Source organism: Pseudomonas mosselii, assembly GCF_003205295.1.
Classification (GTDB): domain Bacteria; phylum Pseudomonadota; class Gammaproteobacteria; order Pseudomonadales; family Pseudomonadaceae; genus Aquipseudomonas; species Aquipseudomonas mosselii_B.
The window spans coordinates 1-18,490 of the sequence record NZ_QJRP01000057.1; the positions used below are offsets into that span (position 1 = coordinate 1).

Annotated in this window: 12 protein-coding genes; 10 read left to right on the plus strand and 2 right to left on the minus strand. The window is 64.2% G+C overall.

The genetic code is table 11. The features are described 5' to 3' along the window. The 3 genes from DMX06_RS25450 to DMX06_RS25460 all read left to right on the plus strand — a co-directional run. Positions 1 to 859 (plus strand): SCO family protein (locus DMX06_RS25450; RefSeq protein ID WP_110739901.1); only part of this gene is annotated, 859 nt, incomplete at its 5' end. Positions 860 to 934: 75 nt separating this feature from the next. Then, entirely contained in the window at positions 935 to 2,212 is a 1,278-nt protein-coding gene (locus DMX06_RS25455) for a bifunctional O-acetylhomoserine aminocarboxypropyltransferase/cysteine synthase (protein WP_110739902.1), read from the plus strand. Positions 2,213 to 2,275: 63 nt separating this feature from the next. Further along, positions 2,276 to 3,049 carry a hypothetical protein gene (locus DMX06_RS25460; protein ID WP_110739903.1) on the plus strand — a complete coding sequence of 258 codons (774 nt, stop codon included), beginning with the start codon at positions 2,276 to 2,278 and terminating at the stop codon, positions 3,047 to 3,049. Positions 3,050 to 3,087: 38 nt separating this feature from the next. Here DMX06_RS25460 and DMX06_RS25465 read toward each other — a convergent pair whose 3' ends face one another. After that, positions 3,088 to 8,238, minus strand: coding sequence for a RecQ family ATP-dependent DNA helicase (locus DMX06_RS25465; protein ID WP_110739904.1), 5,151 nt, complete (start codon positions 8,236 to 8,238; stop codon positions 3,088 to 3,090). 305 nt (positions 8,239 to 8,543) lie between these two features. Here DMX06_RS25465 and DMX06_RS25470 point away from each other — a divergent pair, with 305 nt between their 5' ends. Both DMX06_RS25470 and DMX06_RS25475 read left to right on the plus strand, forming a co-directional pair. Continuing rightward, on the plus strand, positions 8,544 to 10,298 hold the full coding sequence (locus tag DMX06_RS25470) for a flavin monoamine oxidase family protein (protein ID WP_110739905.1): 1,755 nt from the start codon (positions 8,544 to 8,546) through the stop codon (positions 10,296 to 10,298). Beyond that, positions 10,295 to 11,974, plus strand: a complete 1,680-nt coding sequence (locus DMX06_RS25475) for an alpha-keto acid decarboxylase family protein (protein WP_110739906.1) — start codon at positions 10,295 to 10,297, stop codon at positions 11,972 to 11,974. The genes DMX06_RS25470 and DMX06_RS25475 overlap by 4 nt, the downstream gene beginning before the upstream one ends. A 117-nt stretch (positions 11,975 to 12,091) precedes the next feature. Here the strand turns inward: DMX06_RS25475 and DMX06_RS25480 are convergent, their stop codons facing one another. Beyond that, positions 12,092 to 12,388: a DUF3077 domain-containing protein gene (locus DMX06_RS25480; RefSeq protein WP_110739907.1), complete on the minus strand. Its 297-nt coding sequence runs from the start codon at positions 12,386 to 12,388 to the stop codon at positions 12,092 to 12,094. Between the two features lie 430 nt (positions 12,389 to 12,818). On the opposite strand from DMX06_RS25480, the gene DMX06_RS25485 reads away from it, so the two are divergent. The 5 genes from DMX06_RS25485 to DMX06_RS25510 all read left to right on the plus strand — a co-directional run bounded on the left by DMX06_RS25485 (position 12,819) and on the right by DMX06_RS25510 (position 18,437). Then, positions 12,819 to 13,724, plus strand: a complete 906-nt coding sequence (locus DMX06_RS25485) for an AraC family transcriptional regulator (protein ID WP_110739908.1) — start codon at positions 12,819 to 12,821, stop codon at positions 13,722 to 13,724. Between the two features lie 292 nt (positions 13,725 to 14,016). Continuing rightward, positions 14,017 to 15,327: an ABC transporter substrate-binding protein gene (locus DMX06_RS25495; RefSeq protein WP_110739910.1), complete on the plus strand. Its 1,311-nt coding sequence runs from the start codon at positions 14,017 to 14,019 to the stop codon at positions 15,325 to 15,327. A 70-nt stretch (positions 15,328 to 15,397) separates the two neighbouring features. Then, the gene (locus tag DMX06_RS25500) at positions 15,398 to 16,321 is read left to right on the plus strand and encodes a carbohydrate ABC transporter permease (protein WP_110739911.1); all 924 of its coding nucleotides are present in this window, start codon (positions 15,398 to 15,400) and stop codon (positions 16,319 to 16,321) included. A gap of 10 nt (positions 16,322 to 16,331) precedes the next feature. Then, complete coding sequence (locus DMX06_RS25505) at positions 16,332 to 17,165, plus strand: carbohydrate ABC transporter permease (protein WP_011533227.1); 834 nt, start codon at positions 16,332 to 16,334, stop codon at positions 17,163 to 17,165. A 159-nt stretch (positions 17,166 to 17,324) separates the two neighbouring features. Then, entirely contained in the window at positions 17,325 to 18,437 is a 1,113-nt protein-coding gene (locus DMX06_RS25510; protein ID WP_110739912.1) for an ABC transporter ATP-binding protein, read from the plus strand. The last annotated feature ends 53 nt before the right edge of the window (positions 18,438 to 18,490 follow it).

The window sequence follows — 18,490 nt, forward strand, 5'->3', positions numbered from 1 at the left end:
CTACTTCCCCAACATCCCCCTGCTCACCCAGGACGGCAGGCAGGTGCGCTTTTTCGACGACCTGATCAAGGACAAGGTGGTGGCCATCAACTTCATCTTCACCGGCTGCGGCGACTCCTGCCCGGTGGAGACCGCCCGCCTGCGCCAGGTGCAGAAGCTGCTGGGCGAGCGCGTCGGCCAGGACATCTTCATCTACTCGATCAGCATCGATCCCTACAACGACACCCCCGCCACCCTCAAGCGCTACGCCGAGAAGTTCGCCATCGGCCCCGGCTGGACCCTGCTCACCGGCGAAGCCGCCGACATCGAGCAACTGCGTCGCAGCCTCGGGCTGTACATCGAGGGCCTTGAGAACGGCCGCAGCAAGGACCACAACCTCAGCCTGATCATCGGCAACCAGGCCACCGGCCGCTGGATGAAGGCCTCGCCCTTCGAAAGCCCATACATCCTCGCCGACCGCCTGGCCAACAGCCTGCACAACTGGAAGACCGCCAGCACCCAGCGCCGCGACTACACCCAGGCCCCCGACATCCGCCCACCCAGCACTGGCGAACAACTGTTCCGTACCCGCTGCTCATCGTGCCATACCCTGGGCGAAGCCGAGCCCGGCGCCACCCGTGGCATCGGACCGGACCTGCTGGGGGTGACCCGCCAGCGCGAGGAACCGTGGTTGAAACGCTGGCTGATGGAGCCGGACCGGATGCTGGCGGAGAAAGACCCGCTGGCGATGCTGCTGTACGCGCAGTACAACCAGCTGGCCATGCCCAACATGCGCCTGGGCGAAACCGAAGTGACCGCGCTGCTCGGCTATCTCGAGGAGGAGACACAACGGCGCCAGGTGCCCTCGGCGCAACGCTGAACCTCGACCCTTGACCGCCAGCGCTGCCCCAGCCCATGCTCAGGCGCTTCCACCCCACGCTCAAGGAACGACCGCATGAAGCTGGAAACACTCGCCATCCACGCGGGCTTCAGCCCCGACCCGACCACCAAGGCGGTGGCCGTGCCGATCTACCAGACCACCTCGTTCGCCTTCGACGACACCCAGCACGGCGCCGACCTGTTCGACCTCAAGGTCGCTGGCAACATCTACTCGCGCATCATGAACCCCACCAATGACGTGCTCGAGCAACGCATGGCCGCCCTCGAGGGCGGGGTCGGCGCGCTGGCGGTGGCCTCGGGCATGGCCGCCATCACCTACGCCATCCAGACCGTCGCCGAGGCCGGCGACAACATCGTTTCGGTGGCCAAGCTGTACGGTGGCACCTACAACCTGCTGGCCCACACCCTGCCGCGCATGGGCATCACCACCCGCTTCGCCGCCCACGACGACATCGCCGCCCTCGAGGCGCTGATCGATGCGCGCACCAAGGCAGTGTTCTGCGAGTCGATCGGCAACCCCGCGGGCAACATCGTCGATATCGCCGCGCTGGCCGAGGCGGCGCACCGCCATGGCGTGCCGCTGATCGTCGACAACACCGTGGCCACGCCGATTCTCTGCCGCCCGTTCGAGCACGGCGCCGATATCGTCGTGCACTCGCTGACCAAGTACATCGGCGGCCACGGCACCAGCATCGGCGGCATCGTCATCGACTCGGGCAAGTTCCCCTGGGCCGAAAACAAGGAGCGTTTCGCCCTGCTCAACACCCCCGACCCGTCCTACCACGGCGTCACCTACACCGAAGCGTTCGGCCCCGCCGCCTTCATCGGCCGCTGCCGCGTGGTGCCGCTGCGCAACACCGGCGCCGCGCTGTCGCCGTTCAATGCCTTCCTGATCCTGCAAGGCCTGGAGACCCTGGCCCTGCGCATGGAGCGCCATACCGAGAACGCGCTCAAGGTCGCCCGGTATCTGCAGGAGCACGACCAGGTGGCCTGGGTGAAATACGCAGGCCTGCCCGACCACCCCGAACATGAACTGGCCCGGCGCTACACCGGCGGCAAGCCGGCATCGATCCTGTCGTTCGGCATCAAGGGCGGCCAGGCCGCCGGGGCGCGCTTCATCGATGCGCTGCAACTGGTGGTGCGCCTGGTCAATATCGGCGACGCCAAGTCGCTGGCCTGCCACCCCGCCTCCACCACCCACCGCCAGCTCAACGACGAAGAGCTGGAAAAGGCCGGCGTGCCGCGCGACATGGTACGCCTGTCGATCGGCATCGAGCACAGCGACGACATCATCGCCGACCTCGCCCAGGCCCTGGAAGCCAGCCGCGGCTGATTGATCCGCGCCCCACCCAATGCCGACGGCGGGCGCACCTTTGCAAAACCGGAACCCCGTGCAATGACCCTTTTCTACCTGAAACTCGTCGTCACCCCGCTGCTGATGTGGGCCATCTCCCTTGCCTCGCGGCGCTGGGGTGGGCTGCTCGGCGGGCTGCTGTCCGGGCTGCCGATCACCTCGGCCCTGGTGATGACCTTCCTGTGCCTGGAACAAGGCACGGCCTTCGCCCTGGGCGCGGTGCCCGGCGCACTGGGTGGGCTGGCGGCCGTGCAGGCCACCTATACCTTCTACCTGTTCGCCACGCGCAGACTCGGCATCGCCCCGGCAGTCGCGCTGTCGATACTGTTCTATGGCCTGGCGGCCTATGCCTTCACCCACTGGGGTGGGCTGTACCTGTCGGTGGCCGTGGCGCTGCTGCTGATCGGCGTGCTGATCCGCGCCAGTGGCCGCGAGCCCAGGCCCGACACGCTCGCCCGCCCCCGGCACCGGTACTGGGAGATTCCGCTGCGCATGGTGTCCGCCACCTCGCTGCTGATGGTCACCACCAGCCTGGCCAGCTGGCTGGGGCCGGCCACCAGCGGCATGCTGGCGCCGATTCCGGTGATTGCCTGGCCGCTGGTGGTGTTCGCCCATGTGCAGGGCGGACGCGCCGGGATGGCGGCGATGGTCAGGGGCAATGCGATCGGCGCGGTGGGGGTGATTGCGTTCTACCTGGCGCTGGCGGGGCTGCTGGAGCGGCTGGGGGTTGGCGTGACCATCAGCCTGGCCATGGGATTGGCAGTCGCGCTGACCCTGGCGCTGGCGTCGATCCTACGTCGCTCGCAGGCAGGTTGAGCCTGCCCGAACAGACACATGGATCAACGCGGCTGCGGTCAATCCTGTAGCGGTACGCCGCTGATTCGCGGCACCACCAGCTCCCAACGTTGACACTTGAGCCACTTGCGAAACTCCTCCTTGCTGTCCTCATCGTAGCGGACCACGATATCGGCAACTTCGCACTGTTCGACCGCGAAACCAGGCTTGAAGGATTGCGCGGTCCTGCCCACTTCTCGTCCCGCCTCGTCCAGCATCAGGTAGCGCAAACCGTCGTGCTGGAGGCGCAAACGCGAGCCCGGCCTGATCTTGCGCAGGGCTTCATGTATCTCATGCTGGCCCGGTTTGCGCCCGGGGTGGTCAATGTCAATGTCCTTGAGGCTCAACTGCTGGTACCGGGTATCCAGCGCCGGTTGATGAGGGGCGCTGACCGCCAGGCGCGGCACGCTCGCAGGCAGGCACCCACTGAAGGGGTTACTGGCGTTAAACTCGCACAGCGTCAATGTCTGCTCGGCGCGCGTCATGCCCACGTAATAAAGCCGTCGCTCATCGTCAAGCGTCTTGGCCTGGGTATTCCAGCCGCCATCGAGTAGGACGACATGGCGGAACTCCAGGCCTTTGGCCGAGTGGACCGTTCCTAGGTAAAGCCCCTTGCACGGTTGCTGACGCATCTCCCGGGCATAGTCGTACAGCCAATCGACAATTTTCCCATTCGGCAGCTCGACATCGTCCGAATCCATTTCGAGCTGTTCGAAAGCCTCCTCGAAAAACACGCTCCAGTGCTCATCGAGCACTGATCGCGCCTGCTCGAGCGCCTGCCGGGCGGTCAGGTTCTGCTGGCGCGATCCAAGCAGATCCACCACCGCCACGAAGGCCCGCTGTCGACTCAGCGGCACGCCGCCATCCTTGTCCGACGCCAGCTGATAGGGGATACCGGCCTGCTCGCACCATGCCTGGACTGGCCAGAGGAACTGGTGGGCACGTGACAACACCGCACAACCGTCCCATGCGCCTTGCTCCAGCTCCAGCAGCCGCTTCAGTTCCAGCATGGCGGCCTGCGCCTGGCGGTTGCCTATGTCGCGGTCGCCGGTGTCGATGGACAGGCGCAACACCTGCCCACGGCGCTGCGGGTCCAACGTTTCCCACAGACCGCCGGGTGCGTCCCCCAGGCGTCGTGCATCGATGGTGATAGGCCGCAATTGCTTGAGACGCTGCGAATTGCAACCAATCAAATGATTGGCGGCCGCGATGATGTATCCGCTCGAACGATAATTTTCCACCAGGTATGCGTTCTCGGCGTGGTAGTCCGTGAGGAAGTCCTCGATGTACTGGTTGTTGGTCGCGCGCCACGCATAGATGTTTTGGTCGTCGTCACCCACGGCCATGATGCAGGGTCGGCCTTCCTCGGTGGAGCCTCGTTCGGCCAGGGCACTGACCAGGCGGTACTGGAATTCATCGATGTCCTGATACTCGTCTACGAGGATGTAGCGATAGCCGCGCAGCAATAACGCACGCAGGTTGTCATGCTCCTCCCGATCGTCATCCCGGTCGCTCAAGGCATCTTCCTCTTCGACCAATGACGGCCCCTCGAGCAGCGACACCGCGTCAGCCATCAACCCTTTGAGCACCTTCTCGTCCACCTGCTCACCGCGCTGGAACCGTGTGCCCGTCAAGCGCATTGCCAGGCTGTGGTAAGTCATCACGCTGACCCCATGGGCATCGCCCCCCACTAGCGCCAGCAAGCGCTTGCGGATTTCGTTGGCGGCATGCCGGTTGAAGGTCAAGGCCACCACGGCCCGCGGCGGCACGCGCCTGACTCGCAGCAGATAGGCGATGCGGTGCACGATCACCCGCGTCTTGCCCGAGCCTGGCCCGGCAAGCACCAGGGTGTTGCTGTCGTGCTCATCGGTGACGATATCACGCTGAGGCGAGCTCAACGCCTCGACGATCATCTGCCACGACGCCTCGCTGGTCGCATACCTGAGCACGTTTTCGCGGCCAGCGAAGTAGTCTCGCAGAAACTGCTCCTTGGTCAGCGTGAAGTAGTCGGCAAGCAGTTGCCGCGCCTGTTGAGGGTCGTGCAACGCCAACTCGGCGTACTCGCGCATCACATGCACCTGGATGCGCTTTTCGCGGTAGTGCTCGTCGAGGCGCTGATAGTCTTCGTTGAGGTACTTGTTGCGCCCCGCCACTGCCCTGATGGTCATCGCACGGCGCATCACGGTCATACCCTGGTTGAGGGTGAACACCTCCTGACGATGGAGGAACAACAGCACACGCTCGATGTATTTGTCACGGTTCTTGCTCACACGCAGGCTAAGCTCCAGGTCATCCTCGATCAGCTTGACCAGCTCGCCGAACGTGGCCTCGATTATGATTCGCTTACCACGCGTGCTCACCCGCGTGAGCAGGTGCGTCAACAACGTGCCGGCGATCAGCCCGCGTGTTTTACTGTCCTGAACAAGCCCCGGCCAACCGTGCCTGTGAATGATCTGCACGCTGATGTAGTCATGGCTCAGTTGCCTGAGCTCGAAACTGCTGACTCGATTGGCAGGACCATCGCGATCGGGCGCCAACCCACGCAACAGGCGCAGGACATGCAGAGGCAGCAACTCCTTGCGTTGCAGGCGAGCCTTCAGGGCGGCGGTCAACGCCGTGACGTTGATGTCCTTCCAGCCAGCGTTGACGGCGTCCGGCGCCTGCTCGGCCAGCGTTTCGAGCAGCGCTTGCTCCAGACTGCGCAACTGCTGCAGACGCTGCAGCGAGGGATTGGCCACACCATAGGCGAGCATCACGGTGAAGCGTGCATCGTTGGCCAGCAGCCCTTGCTTTTCCAAGGCTTTGAGCGTCTGTGCCACCTCTTCCGGCTCTAGGCCGGTCAATTTGCCCAGGTTGGTGGTGTCGACACGTTCGTCGGGCGTGGCCTCATGGAGGTAGCGCAGAATCGCCAGGTATTCGGCACGGCGGCGCTCCGACAATTGCGCGTCCCGCAACCGCTCCTGTGCCTTTTCGGGAGATATCGCGGGTTTGGCAGGAAAGATCTGCGTGTGATTTTCCTCACGCTTGAGATAGTCACCGCGATCCAGCCAGGCGATGGCTGTCACCACCTTCGTCTCGGCATCGGCGGCATCGGCATCGAAGGACGTGTGAACGTTGCCATCCATCAGGATCTCACCGGCAGTGATGACCAGGTCCCGGCCTTGACGATTCTCATAGTCCTTGCGCAGCTTATCGAGTATTTGCTGGATATCGCGCTGGCTTACACAACCCCGCTCACAGAGCCCGAACTGTGTCTCGATGTCCTGAGGGTCATACAGCAGCACACAGTGCGCTGTGGCATTGTCGCGCCCGGCCCGACCTGCCTCCTGCAGGTAGTTCTCCAGCGACCCGGGAATGTCGGCATGCACCACCAGACGGACATCCGGCTTGTCGATCCCCATGCCAAAGGCGTTGGTGGCAATGATTGTCTGGACCTCGCCGGCCATGAAAGCATTCTGGATCTTCTGCTTGCTTGACGACGACAGCCCCGCATGGAAATGCCGACAAGCCAGCCCCTGGTCGCTCAGGAAACGAGCCAGGTCCTCAGCCGCCTTGCGACTGGCGACGAAAACCACCGCGCCACCCGGCTGGTCGCCCAGGTAGTCCTCAAGCAAGCGCAGCACCCGTGGCCACTTCTCGGCACGGTTACAGGCCATCACCTGGAGGATGAGGTTGGTACGTTCATGGCTTCCGAGGAATTCCTCGAACCTGACCCGCAGAACCTCCTTGAAATGACTGCGGATGTCCGCCAGAACCTCAGGTTTTGCCGTGGCGGTGAAACAACCGATGGGCGCTGGCTTCCTGCCACCGCTGTACTGTGCGATGTAGCGGGCGGCGTAGAGGTAGTCGGGGCGCAAATCATTGCCCCATTTCGAAAGACAATGGGCCTCATCGAAGATCCAGCCACCCACCTGGCGCTGCTCGATGGCGCTGCGGAACGCCTTGTTGCGAAACTGCTCGGGTGACACCAGCAGAATGCCGATATCGCCCAGGCGAACCTTCTCCAGCACCTCCGCGCGCTCCAGCATGTTGAGCTGGCCATTGAACATTTCGGCACACTGGATACCCTCGGCCCTCATACCATCAACCTGGTCCTTCATCAGCGATTGCAGTGGCGAGACGATGATGGTCAGGCTGCCATTGCGATGGAATCGGTTGAGTGCCGGTACCTGGTAGGCAATCGACTTGCCCCCGCCGGTGGCCATCACCGCCAGCACATGCTTGCCGCGCATGCCAGCCAGGGTGATGTCGCGCTGCAGGCTTTGCCCGTTCGCGTCACGCCGGAAGTCCGAGTGGCCGAAATAGCGCTTGAGCTCGTGATGAGGATCATGGGTGGTGAGGCAGTACTGGCAATCCTCACGGCCACAGGGAACGTCCCGCAACTGAGCGATCAACTCGCCAACCCTGGGGAACTGGTGCCTGACCCAAGGCGCCAGTACCGAGTTGCCTCCCGATACGCGCAACCACGCAAGCGCATACGCCAGCGACAGATGCTGACTGCTATCAAGCAAGTCCTCCTCAAGCAACTTTTCCAACCGCTCGCGGCATACCTTGAGGTCTCGCTTGGCCTGGCTGTCGGTGTCCGCCAGCTGCTGCATGATCAACGGCCTGATCTCATCCACGCCAACCGACGCACGCCCTGTGAGCGACGCGAACAAGCCGGCGTCATGCGCCGAGGTCGGCGCCAGCAAGGCCTGGTAGCACAACAATTCGGCAGGTTCCGCCTGATACAACTGTGCGAACGCTTCACGCTGGTCATGGAACAAGGTGAGTGTCAGGTGGCAATCAGCCAACGGCGAGTTGAGGGTGTCGCGTACCAGTTTGTAGTCTTTCACCAGACGGTGATAAGGATTGCGTGGGAATGCCAGAGGGGACAGACGCAAGGTATCGATGGCCGGCAGCCCATGCAGAGCCATGGTTGACGCCTGCTGGCGCAGGATTCGCAGGTCATGCTGGATAAGGTTGTGACCCAGCAGGAAGCCGGCGCCTTCGACCATGTCATCCACCTTGGCCAGCACCTGAGGAAGGTCCTTGTCCACATCGCATTCGAGCTCGGCCTCGAGATCCTTGCGCAGAGCCCCCACTTTGAAGATCTGTTCCGGCTTGCCCGGTTTGGCGGGGTTGACTTCCAAGTCGACGACCAGACTTTTATCCTGGGTGAACGAGAACATGCCTACGCAATCCTTGCCTGAGTGTTACGAAAAACGACAGATTACAGGCAAATCGCCACTAGCAGTACCCTGAGTTGGCGCGTCAGTAGCCTCTGCCACGCATTGTCCAAAAACGAGGCATATGCCAGGCCATGCGAGCTGGACGCTGCCGCCAGAGCTTCTGATTGGACGTGTCGCAAAGGGTATCCAACGGGGATTGGATCATTCGCCACATTGGATAGTGGCAAACTGGCATTCCAGCAAACCTCGACAATACTGGCTCTTCACATGGATTCCTTGCCCACAACAACAAAAGGGAATTTGCGATGAGCCAGACCCAACCCTTGGACGTCGCCATCATCGGCGGCGGTGTCTCCGGTACCTACAGCGCCTGGCGCCTGCAACAGGCCCACGGCGACAGCCAGCGCATCCAGTTGTTCGAATATGGCGATCGCATCGGCGGGCGCCTGTTCAGCGTCAAGCTGCCCGGCCTGCCCAACGTGGTCGCCGAAGTCGGTGGCATGCGCTACATGCCCGGCGCTGATGGCCATGTGATGGTCGACACCCTGGTGCAGCACCTGGGCCTGCCGAGCCAGGACTTCCCCATGGGCAACGAACTGCCCAAGGACGCCCCCATCGGTGCCAAGGACAACCTGTTCTACCTGCGCGGCCAGCGCTTTCGGTTCCGCGACTTCGTCGAGGCGCCGCACAAGATTCCCTATGACCTGGGCTGGACCGAACGCGGCTACAACCCCGAAGACCTCCAGGTCAACGTGATGAACAGCATCTACCCCGGCTTCGACAAGCTGAGCCTGGCCGAGCAGATGCAAGTGCAGGTGTTCGGCAAGCCGATCTGGCGCTACGGCTTCTGGGACCTGCTCTACCGTGTGCTGAGCAACGAGGGCTACCAGTTCATGAAGGACGCCGGCGGCTACGAGGCCAACGTCGCCAACGCCAGCGCCGTGACCCAGCTGCCGGCCACCGAATACAGCGACGCCACGGTGTTCCGCACGCTCAAGGATGGCTTCCAGAGCCTGCCGCTGACCCTGGCCCGGCGCTTCACCGAACAGGCCGGCGGCCTGGTACCCGCCGACCAGCGCATCCAGATGAACCGCCGCCTGGCCGCCCTGAGCTACAGCGACGACACCGAGTACCCCTACCGCCTGCATCTGCGCCACACCGAGACCGTCAACGGCAAGACCCACGACCTCGAAGGCGAGGACATCATCCACGCCCGCCAGGTGATCCTCGCCCTGCCGCGCCGCGCGCTGGAGCTGATCGACTCGCCGCTGTTCGACGACCCGTGGCTCAAGGACAACCTCGGCTCGGTGCTGGTGCAGTCGGCGTTCAAGCTGTTCCTCGCCTACGAGCAACCCTGGTGGCGCAACCTGGGCCTGGTGGCCGGGCGCTCGGTCACCGACCTGCCGATCCGCCAGTGCTACTACATGGGCACCGAGTGCGAGCAGCCTGGCGGTGAACAGACCTACAACTCCCTGCTGATGGCCTCCTACAACGACATCGGCACCGTGCCGTTCTGGAAAGGCCTGGAAGACGGCCCCGAGTTCGTCGGCTACACCCCGCGCAGCCTCGAAGGCCGCATCGCCAGCGACGCCGTGGTGCCGCGCACGCAGTTCCAGATCAGCGACGAGATGGTGCGCATCGCCCAGCGCCAGGTTACCCAGCTGCATGCCCAGGTCGAGTTGCCGGCGCCCTATAGCGCTGTGTACCACGCCTGGGACGCCGACCCGTACGGTGGCGGCTGGCACGAATGGAAGGCCAACTATCGCCTGGACCTGATCATCCAGAAGATGCGCCATCCGGTGAAGGACCAGCAGGTGTTCATCGTCGGCGAGGCCTATTCCTACGGCCAGGGCTGGGTCGAAGGCGCACTGACCACTGCCGAGTCCGCCCTGCAGGAGTTCTTCGAGCTGCCCCGTCCCGACTGGCTCCCCGCCAATTATCAACTGCTGCCGATCCCGGCCCCGGAGGAGATCGACTACGCCACGCCGCCGATGCCCACGCATCCCTCGCAAGTGCTTGAAGGCATCACCCAGAACATCTGCGCGGGGATCAAGCCATGAGCGCCTTCACCGTCGCCGACTACCTGCTGACCCGGCTCAAGGAGCTGGGCCTGGACAAGGTGTTCCAGGTGCCGGGGGACTACTGCTCGAAGTTCATGAGCGCGCTGGATGCCTTCGAGGGCATCGACGCCGTGGGTGAAATCTACGAGATGGGCGCCGCCTACAGCGCCGATGGCTATGCCCGGGTGCACGGCCTGGGCGCAGTGTCGCTGCAGTACGGCGTGGGCACCTTCAGCGCAGTGAACGCCATTGCCGGCGCTTATGTGGAGCGCAACCCGGTGGTGGTGATCTCCGCCAGCCCCTCGACCAGCGACCGCCTCAAGGCCAATGCGCAGAACGTGCTGTTCCACCACTCCACCGGCAACTTCGAGGCCGACCGCAACGTGCTGGAACAGGTGACCGTGGCCTGCGAGATCCTGTCCGACCCGCATCGCGCACCGTGGCAGATCGACAACGCGCTGATCGCCGCCCTCACCCACCGCCAGCCCATCTACCTGGAAGCCTACCAGGACATCTGGCGCGCCGAGGTCAGCCGCCCCCACGGCCAGCTGACCCCGGCCCCGCGCCCGTCCAATCCCCAGGCCCTGCAGAGCCTGGTCGAGGCCAGCGTGCAACGCCTGGCGACGGCGCGCCAGCCCCTGGTGCTGCTGGGCGTGGAGATCATCCGCTACGGCCTGCAGGACGCCGTGCAGCGCCTGATCGACAGTTGCGGCCTGCCGTTCTCCACCACCCTCGACGCCAAGACCGTGCTAGACGAAAGCCAGGCACCCTTCATCGGCACCTACGCCGGCCCCGCCTCACGCCCGGAGACCTCGGCCCGGGTGGATGCCTGCGACTGCATCCTGGCCATCGGCGTGATCTTCACCGACGACTACCTGGACCTGCTCAAGGCCCGCTACGGCCAGATCGTCCAGGTGAACTGCGAACTGGCCCGCGCCGGCGCCGACTACTACCCCAACGTGCGCCTGCCCGATTACGTCGACGCCCTGCTCAAGGCCCTGCAGGTGGACATCCAGTTCCCTCGCCCGGGCACCGCCCTGGCCGCCTCGCGCCCACTGCTGGGCAGCGGCGCGGTGCCCAGCGCGCTGAGCTACGCGAGCTTCTTCGACAGCCTGGTGAACTTCGCCCAGGAGCACCGCTTGTGGCAGGGCAGCACGCTGATCCTTGGCGAAAGCTCGTCGCTGTACGTGGCCAGCAACATCAACGGCATGCCCCGCGGCAGCTTCATCTCCGACGCCATCTGGGGCTCACTCGGCCACGAGACCGGCTGCGCCCTGGGCGTGGCGCTGGGCAGCGGCCGACGCCCGGTGGTGGTGGCCGGCGACGGCGGGTTCATGATGGTCAGCCAGTCGCTGGCGGCGTTGGCGCGCAACAAGGTCAATGCCGTGGTATTCGTGATGAGCAACCAGGTGTATGCGATCGAGCAGGCCTTCGTCGACCCTGACGCGTTCACGCCCGAAGGTGAGTTCGCGCTGTTCGATACCCTGCCTGCACTGGACTATACGGCGCTGGCGAGCGGGTATGGCGCGCTGGGGTATCGGGTGGAAACGGTAGACGAGCTGGAACGGCTGCTACCGCAGTTGCTGATGGTGGTGGATCGGCCGGTGCTGGTAGAGGTGAAGATTGCCGAGAAGGACTTTGCCGAGCAGATCAAACGGCTGGCCGGGGTGAGTTGAGGCGACGGGGGCAGTGGTGTCTGGCATCAGCTATGCGGGTGCCACGCCACGTACTGCCGCCAGATGAAAAAGCCGCTTTCGATTGCTCGAAAGCGGCCCTTGCCGTTGCACCGACGTTCAACTGTCGCCTTGCTCTCGCTTCACCGGCAACTGCCCATCGATCATCGCCTTGGCCATGCCACTGAGGTAGTACGTCGCCCGCATCAGCGTCTGTGCCTCTTTCGGCTGGCTCAACGCCTGGTACGTCAGCGATGTGATGCAGCCCAGGATGATCGTTGTTTCCTGCAGCACGTCCTCGGTCGGCATGCCCGGAATAGCCTGCACCCAGTCGCGCACCGAGAACCGCTTGGTGCGACCGACCAGGCTGACGATCTTCAAATCCCCGGTGCCCTTTGCGTGTCCGTCCTTGTCCATGACCTTGCCCCCCTGGAAAAAGAAAGTGCCCGTCGCGCTTCATCCTCCGGAACCGCCAGACCTGACCGCGCGATCCCTGCGCAGTAAGCTGCCCAATGGTCCGGCCTGTTCCGGCGGATGAAGCGCGACGGGCAGGCGGAGACTAAAGCGAGCGCCATTGCGCTACAACGGGCTACCAGGGGGAAAAGATGCCTTTAGGAAAAGGACTACATAAACAGCGGAAGAAAAGCTGTAGGACCTGCAATATTCTCCGCAAACGTTGTCGGTCTAGGCCCATAGCGGGGCAAGTCGCATCGGCGCACCGCCGCTCCCACGAGGACCACATTGACCTGCATCGGGTGAACCCAGGTGCCTTGGCTGCAAAGCATCTGCCCTGCACCAGCACTTCAGGCTAGGATGACACCTCGCCCCTCCAGGCCCAGCCACCGCCATGCCCAGAACAAGCAAAGTCACCGACCCGTCCTACGAGTTGATGGACGACCACGAAGGCGCCTCGCTGATCTACCGCCAGCACGGCTTTCCCAGCCCGCTGGTGCGCTGGCATTTCCACAAGGAATACGAGCTGCACCTGATCGTTGCCAGCGCCGGCAAGGTGTTCATTGGCGACTACATCGGCAACTTCGCCCCCGACACGCTGTTCCTCACCGGCCCCAACCTGCCGCACAACTGGATCAGCCAGGTCGGCCCCGACGAGGTGGTGGGCAAGCGCGACATGCTGGTCAACTTCACCGATGAGGTGCTCGAGGACGGCAGCCAGGTGTTTTCCGAACTCACCCAGCTCGCCCCGCTGCTGGCCCGGGCGCGCTATGGCATCGAGTTCCGCGACCCGGCGCTGATCAGCGAGAGCCGCCACCTGCTGCAACGCATCGCCGACAGCCGCGGCATGACCCGCCTGGGATACTTTTTTATCCTCATGGAGCAACTGGCAGCCTGCGAGGACTACCAGCTGCTGTCCACCGTCACCTCCTCGCAACTGGCCGACGAGCACAACGTCGAGCGTATCAACCGGGCGGTGGACTACATCTTCCAGCACTACGCCCAGGACCTGAGCCAGAACGCGGTGGCCGAGCACCTGGGGATGACGCCGACCTACTTCTCGCGCTTCTTCAAGCAGGCCGCCGGGCGCGGGTTTGTCGAGTTCGTCAACCGGTTGCGGGTGAGCAAGTCGTGCGAGCTGCTGGCCAAAGGCGAGCTGCCGGTGACCGAGGTGTGCTTCGAATCGGGGTTCAGCAATCTGTCGAACTTCAACCGGCGCTTTTTGCAGCTCAAGGGCATGACCCCCTCCGACTACCGCAGCCTGGTGACCCAGCGGCTGACCGAGCAGAACCGGGGCTGAGCCAGGGCGATGTGCCGAGGTCGTACGCCAATGTCTGTGGGAGCGGCCTTGTGTCGCGAAAGGGCCGCATAGCGGCCCCGGCGATTGATGCGTTAATACTGAAACCCTGGGGCCGCTGCGCGACCCTTTCGCGACACAAGGCCGCTCCCACAGGGGATTGCATATCCGCCAAGTCACAGCAAAAAAGTATCAGCCAAGGTGCAGGCCAGGCTTTGTCGCCATCGCCGTGCACGGGTGTAATCGGCAGCGAGCGACACAAAAACAATAACGTCTTCCCCGAGGGAGTTCACCGATGAACGACTCGATCAAGGCCTGCCTGGCCGCCGCCTGCCTCAGCCTGCCGCTGCACGTCCAGGCCGCCGAGACCCTGACCATCGCCACGGTCAACAACAACGACATGATCCGCATGCAGCGCCTGGCCAAGGTGTTCGAGCAGCAGCACCCGGACATCCAGCTCAAGTGGGTGGTGCTCGAAGAGAACGTGCTGCGCCAGCGCCTGACCACCGATATCGCCACCCAGGGCGGCCAGTTCGACGTGCTGACCATCGGCATGTACGAGGCCGCGCTGTGGGGCGCCAAGGGCTGGCTGGCACCGATGACCGACCTGCCCGCCGACTACAACCTCGACGACGTGTTCCCTTCTGTGCGCAACGGCCTGTCGGCCAATGGCACGTTGTACGCCCTGCCCTTCTACGCCGAAGCCTCGATTACCTACTACCGCAAGGACCTGTTCGAGAAAGCCGGGCTGAGCATGCCCGAGCAACCGACCTGGACCCAGCTCGGTGAGTTCGCCGCCAAACTCAACCACCCCGACCAGGGCCAGTACGGCATCTGCCTGCGCGGCAAGGCCGGCTGGGGCGAGAACATGGCGCTGATCGGCACCGTGGCCAACGCCTTCGGCGCGCGCTGGTTCGATGAGCAATGGAAACCCGAGTTCAGTGGCAGCGAGTGGAAGAACGCGCTGAATTTCTATGTGAACACCCTCAAGCAGTACGGCCCGCCCGGCGCCTCCAGCAACGGCTTCAACGAAAACCTCGCGCTGTTCAACAGCGGCAAGTGCGCGATGTGGGTCGATGCCAGCGTCGCCGGCTCGTTCGTCACCGACAAGACCCAAAGCAAGGTCGCCGACCAGGTCGGCTTCACCTTCGCGCCCAAGGAAGTCACCGACAAGGGCGCCACCTGGCTGTACTCCTGGGCGCTGGCGATCCCCACCAGCTCCAAGGCCAAGGGCGCCGCCAAAACCTTCAGCACATGGGCCACCTCCGAGGCCTACGGCAAGCTGGTGGCCGAGCAGGAAGGCGTGGCCAATGTGCCGCCCGGCACCCGTGCCTCGACCTACAGCGACGCGTACCTGGCCGCCGCGCCATTCGCCAAGGTGACGTTGGAATCGCTCAAGCGCGTCGACCCCAACCACCCCACCCTCAAGCCCGTGCCTTATGTGGGCATCCAGCTGGTGACCATCCCCGAGTTCCAGGCCATCGGCACCCAGGTCGGCAAGCTGTTCGCCGCCGCGCTGACCGGGCAGATGAAAGTGGACCAGGTGCTGGCCTCGGCCCAGCAATCCACCGAACGCGAGATGAAGCGCGCCGGTTACCCCAAGTAACCCGTATCGCCGCCAACCGCGCCGAACCCCGGCGCGGTGACCATCCCTTTGCGCTGCACACGGAGTCGCCATGAATACCTCGGCCCTCGACACCCCGAGCCTCGCCACCGCGCGCCCCGGCAAACGCCGCGTCGGCCCCGGCTGGTTCCTGGTCAGCCCTTCGGTGGCGCTGCTACTGTTGTGGATGATCGTGCCCCTGGGCATGACCCTGTATTTCTCGCTGATCCGCTACAACCTGTTGTACCCCGGCGAAAACACATTCGTCGGCCTTGAGAACTTCAGCTACTTCGTCACCGACGCCGGCTTCATGCCCGGCGCCCTCAACACCTTGACCCTGGTCGGCAGCGTGCTGGCGATCAGCGTGGTGCTCGGCGTGCTGATCGCCGCGCTGCTGGAGGCCGGCGAGTTCTGGGGCCGCGGCGTGGTGCGGGTGCTGCTGATCTCGCCGTTCTTCATCATGCCCACGGTCAGCGCGCTGCTGTGGAAGAACCTGATCTTCCACCCGGTGTCGGGCATCCTCGCCGCCGTGTGGCGCCTGTTTGGCGCGCAACCGGTGGACTGGCTGGCGCACTACCCGCTGCTGTCGATCATCCTGATCGTGTCGTGGCAGTGGCTGCCGTTCGCCATCCTGATCCTGATGACCGCCATGCAGTCGCTGGACCAGGAACAGAAGGAAGCCGCCCGCCTGGATGGCGCAGGCCCCTTGGCAATCTTCTGGCACCTGACCCTGCCACACCTGGCCCGGCCCATTGCCGTGGTGGTGATGATCGAGACGATCTTTTTGCTGTCGGTGTTCGCCGAGATCTTCACCACCACCAGCGGCGGCCCGGGCTATGAGTCCACCAACCTCGCCTACCTGATCTACAACCAGGCGCTGCTGCAGTTCGACGTCGGCATGGCCTCGGCCGGTGGCCTGATCGCCGTGCTGATAGCCAATATCGCCGCCATCGTGCTGGTTCGCATGATCGGCAAGAACCTCACCGCGCGCAGCTGAGGAGCCCGCCATGCTGACACTCAAGCAAACCCGCACCCTGAAGAACGCGCTGCTCGGCCTGCTGTGCTGGGCCATCGCCCTGGTGATCTTCTTCCCAATTTTCTGGATGCTGCTGACCAGCTTCAAGACCGAGCTGGACGCCTTCGCCACGCCGCCGCAGTTCATCTTTGCGCCGACGCTGGAGAACTACCTGCACATCAACGAGCGCAGCGACTATTTCGCCTACGCCTGGAATTCGGTGCTGATCTCGTTCTCGGCGACCCTGCTGTGCATGCTGATCGCGGTGCCTGCAGCCTACTCGATGGCGTTCTTCGAGACCCGCCACACCAAGCGCACGCTGCTGTGGATGCTGTCGACCAAGATGCTGCCGCCGGTGGGCGTGTTGATGCCGATCTACCTGCTGGCCAAGCAGTTCGGCCTGCTCGACTCACGCCTGGCTCTGATCATCGTCTACACCCTGATCAACCTGCCGATCGTGGTGTGGATGGTGTACACCTACTTCAAGGACATCCCCGTGGACATCCTTGAAGCCGCGCGGCTGGACGGCGCCGGCACCTGGCAGGAGATCGTCCGTGTGCTGCTGCCGATCGCCCGCGGCGGGCTGGCTTCGACCTTGCTGCTGTCGCTGATCCTGTGCTGGAACGAGGCGTTCTGGTCGCTGAACCTGACCTCGTCCGCCGCAGCGCCGCTGACGGCGCTGGTGGCTTCCTACTCGAGCCCTGAAGGGCTGTTCTGGGCCAAGCTCTCGGCCGTCTCGACCCTGGCCTGCGCGCCGATCCTGATCTTTGGCTGGATCAGCCAGAAGCAGTTGGTGCGCGGGCTTTCGTTTGGGGCCGTCAAATGATCCCGCTATCTGGGGCTGCTTTGCAGCCCAATCGCGACACAAGGCCGCTCCCACAGGGGATCGCGCACGCCTGTGGGAGCGGCCTTGCGTCGCGAAAGGACCGCGAAGCGGTCCCGGCACTCCCGCATCCAACCCCGACCTTCGCCGAGGACACCCCCCATGGCTGACCTGAAAATCCGCAACCTGCACAAAGGCTTCGATGGCCACGCCATCATCAAGGGCATCGACCTGGATGTGCGCGACCGCGAGTTCGTGGTGTTCGTCGGCCCGTCCGGCTGCGGCAAGTCCACCCTGCTGCGCCTGATCGCCGGCCTCGAGGAGGTCAGCAGCGGCAGCATCACCCTCGACGGCGCCGACATCACCGACACCGCCCCGGCCAAGCGCGACCTGGCCATGGTGTTCCAGACCTACGCCCTGTACCCGCACATGACCGTGCGCAAGAACCTGTCCTTCGCCCTGGACCTGGCCGGCGTCGGCAAGCAAGAGGTGACAGCCAAGGTCGACAACGCCGCGCGCATCCTCGAACTGCAACCGCTGCTCGAACGCAAGCCGCGCCAGCTCTCCGGCGGCCAGCGCCAGCGGGTAGCGATCGGCCGGGCGATCGTGCGCAACCCGAAGATCTTCCTGTTCGACGAGCCACTGTCCAACCTCGACGCCGCCCTGCGCGTGCAGATGCGCCTGGAACTGGCGCGCCTGCACCAGGAACTGGCCGCGACCATGATCTACGTGACCCATGACCAGGTCGAGGCCATGACCCTGGCCGACAAGGTGGTGGTGCTCAACGGCGGGCGCATCGAGCAGGTTGGTTCGCCGCTGGAGCTGTACCACCACCCGGCCAACCTGTTTGTCGCGGGGTTTCTGGGGACGCCGAAGATGGGCTTCCTGCGTGGGCACCTGAGCCGCAACCAGGGCAACCAGTGCGAGGTCGCGCTTGAGTGCGGCGCCCGTATCGCCCTGCCGTTGTGCGCGGGGGAGTTGCATACCGGCAGCCAGGTAACCCTGGGCATTCGCCCCGAGCACCTGAACATCGACCGCGCCGGGCAAGGTACCCAAGGCTCGCTGCAGGTGACTGCCGATGTCAGCGAACGGCTGGGCAGCGACAGCTATTGCCATGTGCGCGCGGCCTCCGGGGAAATGCTGACCGTGCGTGTGCGCGGGGACTTTGCGCCAACCTTTGGCGAGGCGTTGGAACTGACCTTCGATCCTGCTCATTGCCACCTGTTCGACAGCAACGGCCAGGCCCTCGACAAACGCCTGCAACAAGCGGCCTAAGGACTCCAGGATGAAATTGAACCAGCACAACCTCCCCCACCTCCCCCCCACCG

Coding starts and splice junctions, on each gene's coding strand:
- DMX06_RS25465 (WP_110739904.1), bottom strand. CDS start 8,238: ATGTTCTCGTTCACCCAGGATAAAAGTCTGGTCGTCGACTTGGAAGTC.
- DMX06_RS25495 (WP_110739910.1), top strand. CDS start 14,017: ATGAACGACTCGATCAAGGCCTGCCTGGCCGCCGCCTGCCTCAGCCTG.
- DMX06_RS25480 (WP_110739907.1), bottom strand. CDS start 12,388: ATGGACAAGGACGGACACGCAAAGGGCACCGGGGATTTGAAGATCGTC.
- DMX06_RS25460 (WP_110739903.1), top strand. CDS start 2,276: ATGACCCTTTTCTACCTGAAACTCGTCGTCACCCCGCTGCTGATGTGG.
- DMX06_RS25470 (WP_110739905.1), top strand. CDS start 8,544: ATGAGCCAGACCCAACCCTTGGACGTCGCCATCATCGGCGGCGGTGTC.
- DMX06_RS25475 (WP_110739906.1), top strand. CDS start 10,295: ATGAGCGCCTTCACCGTCGCCGACTACCTGCTGACCCGGCTCAAGGAG.
- DMX06_RS25510 (WP_110739912.1), top strand. CDS start 17,325: ATGGCTGACCTGAAAATCCGCAACCTGCACAAAGGCTTCGATGGCCAC.
- DMX06_RS25455 (WP_110739902.1), top strand. CDS start 935: ATGAAGCTGGAAACACTCGCCATCCACGCGGGCTTCAGCCCCGACCCG.
- DMX06_RS25505 (WP_011533227.1), top strand. CDS start 16,332: ATGCTGACACTCAAGCAAACCCGCACCCTGAAGAACGCGCTGCTCGGC.
- DMX06_RS25485 (WP_110739908.1), top strand. CDS start 12,819: ATGCCCAGAACAAGCAAAGTCACCGACCCGTCCTACGAGTTGATGGAC.
- DMX06_RS25500 (WP_110739911.1), top strand. CDS start 15,398: ATGAATACCTCGGCCCTCGACACCCCGAGCCTCGCCACCGCGCGCCCC.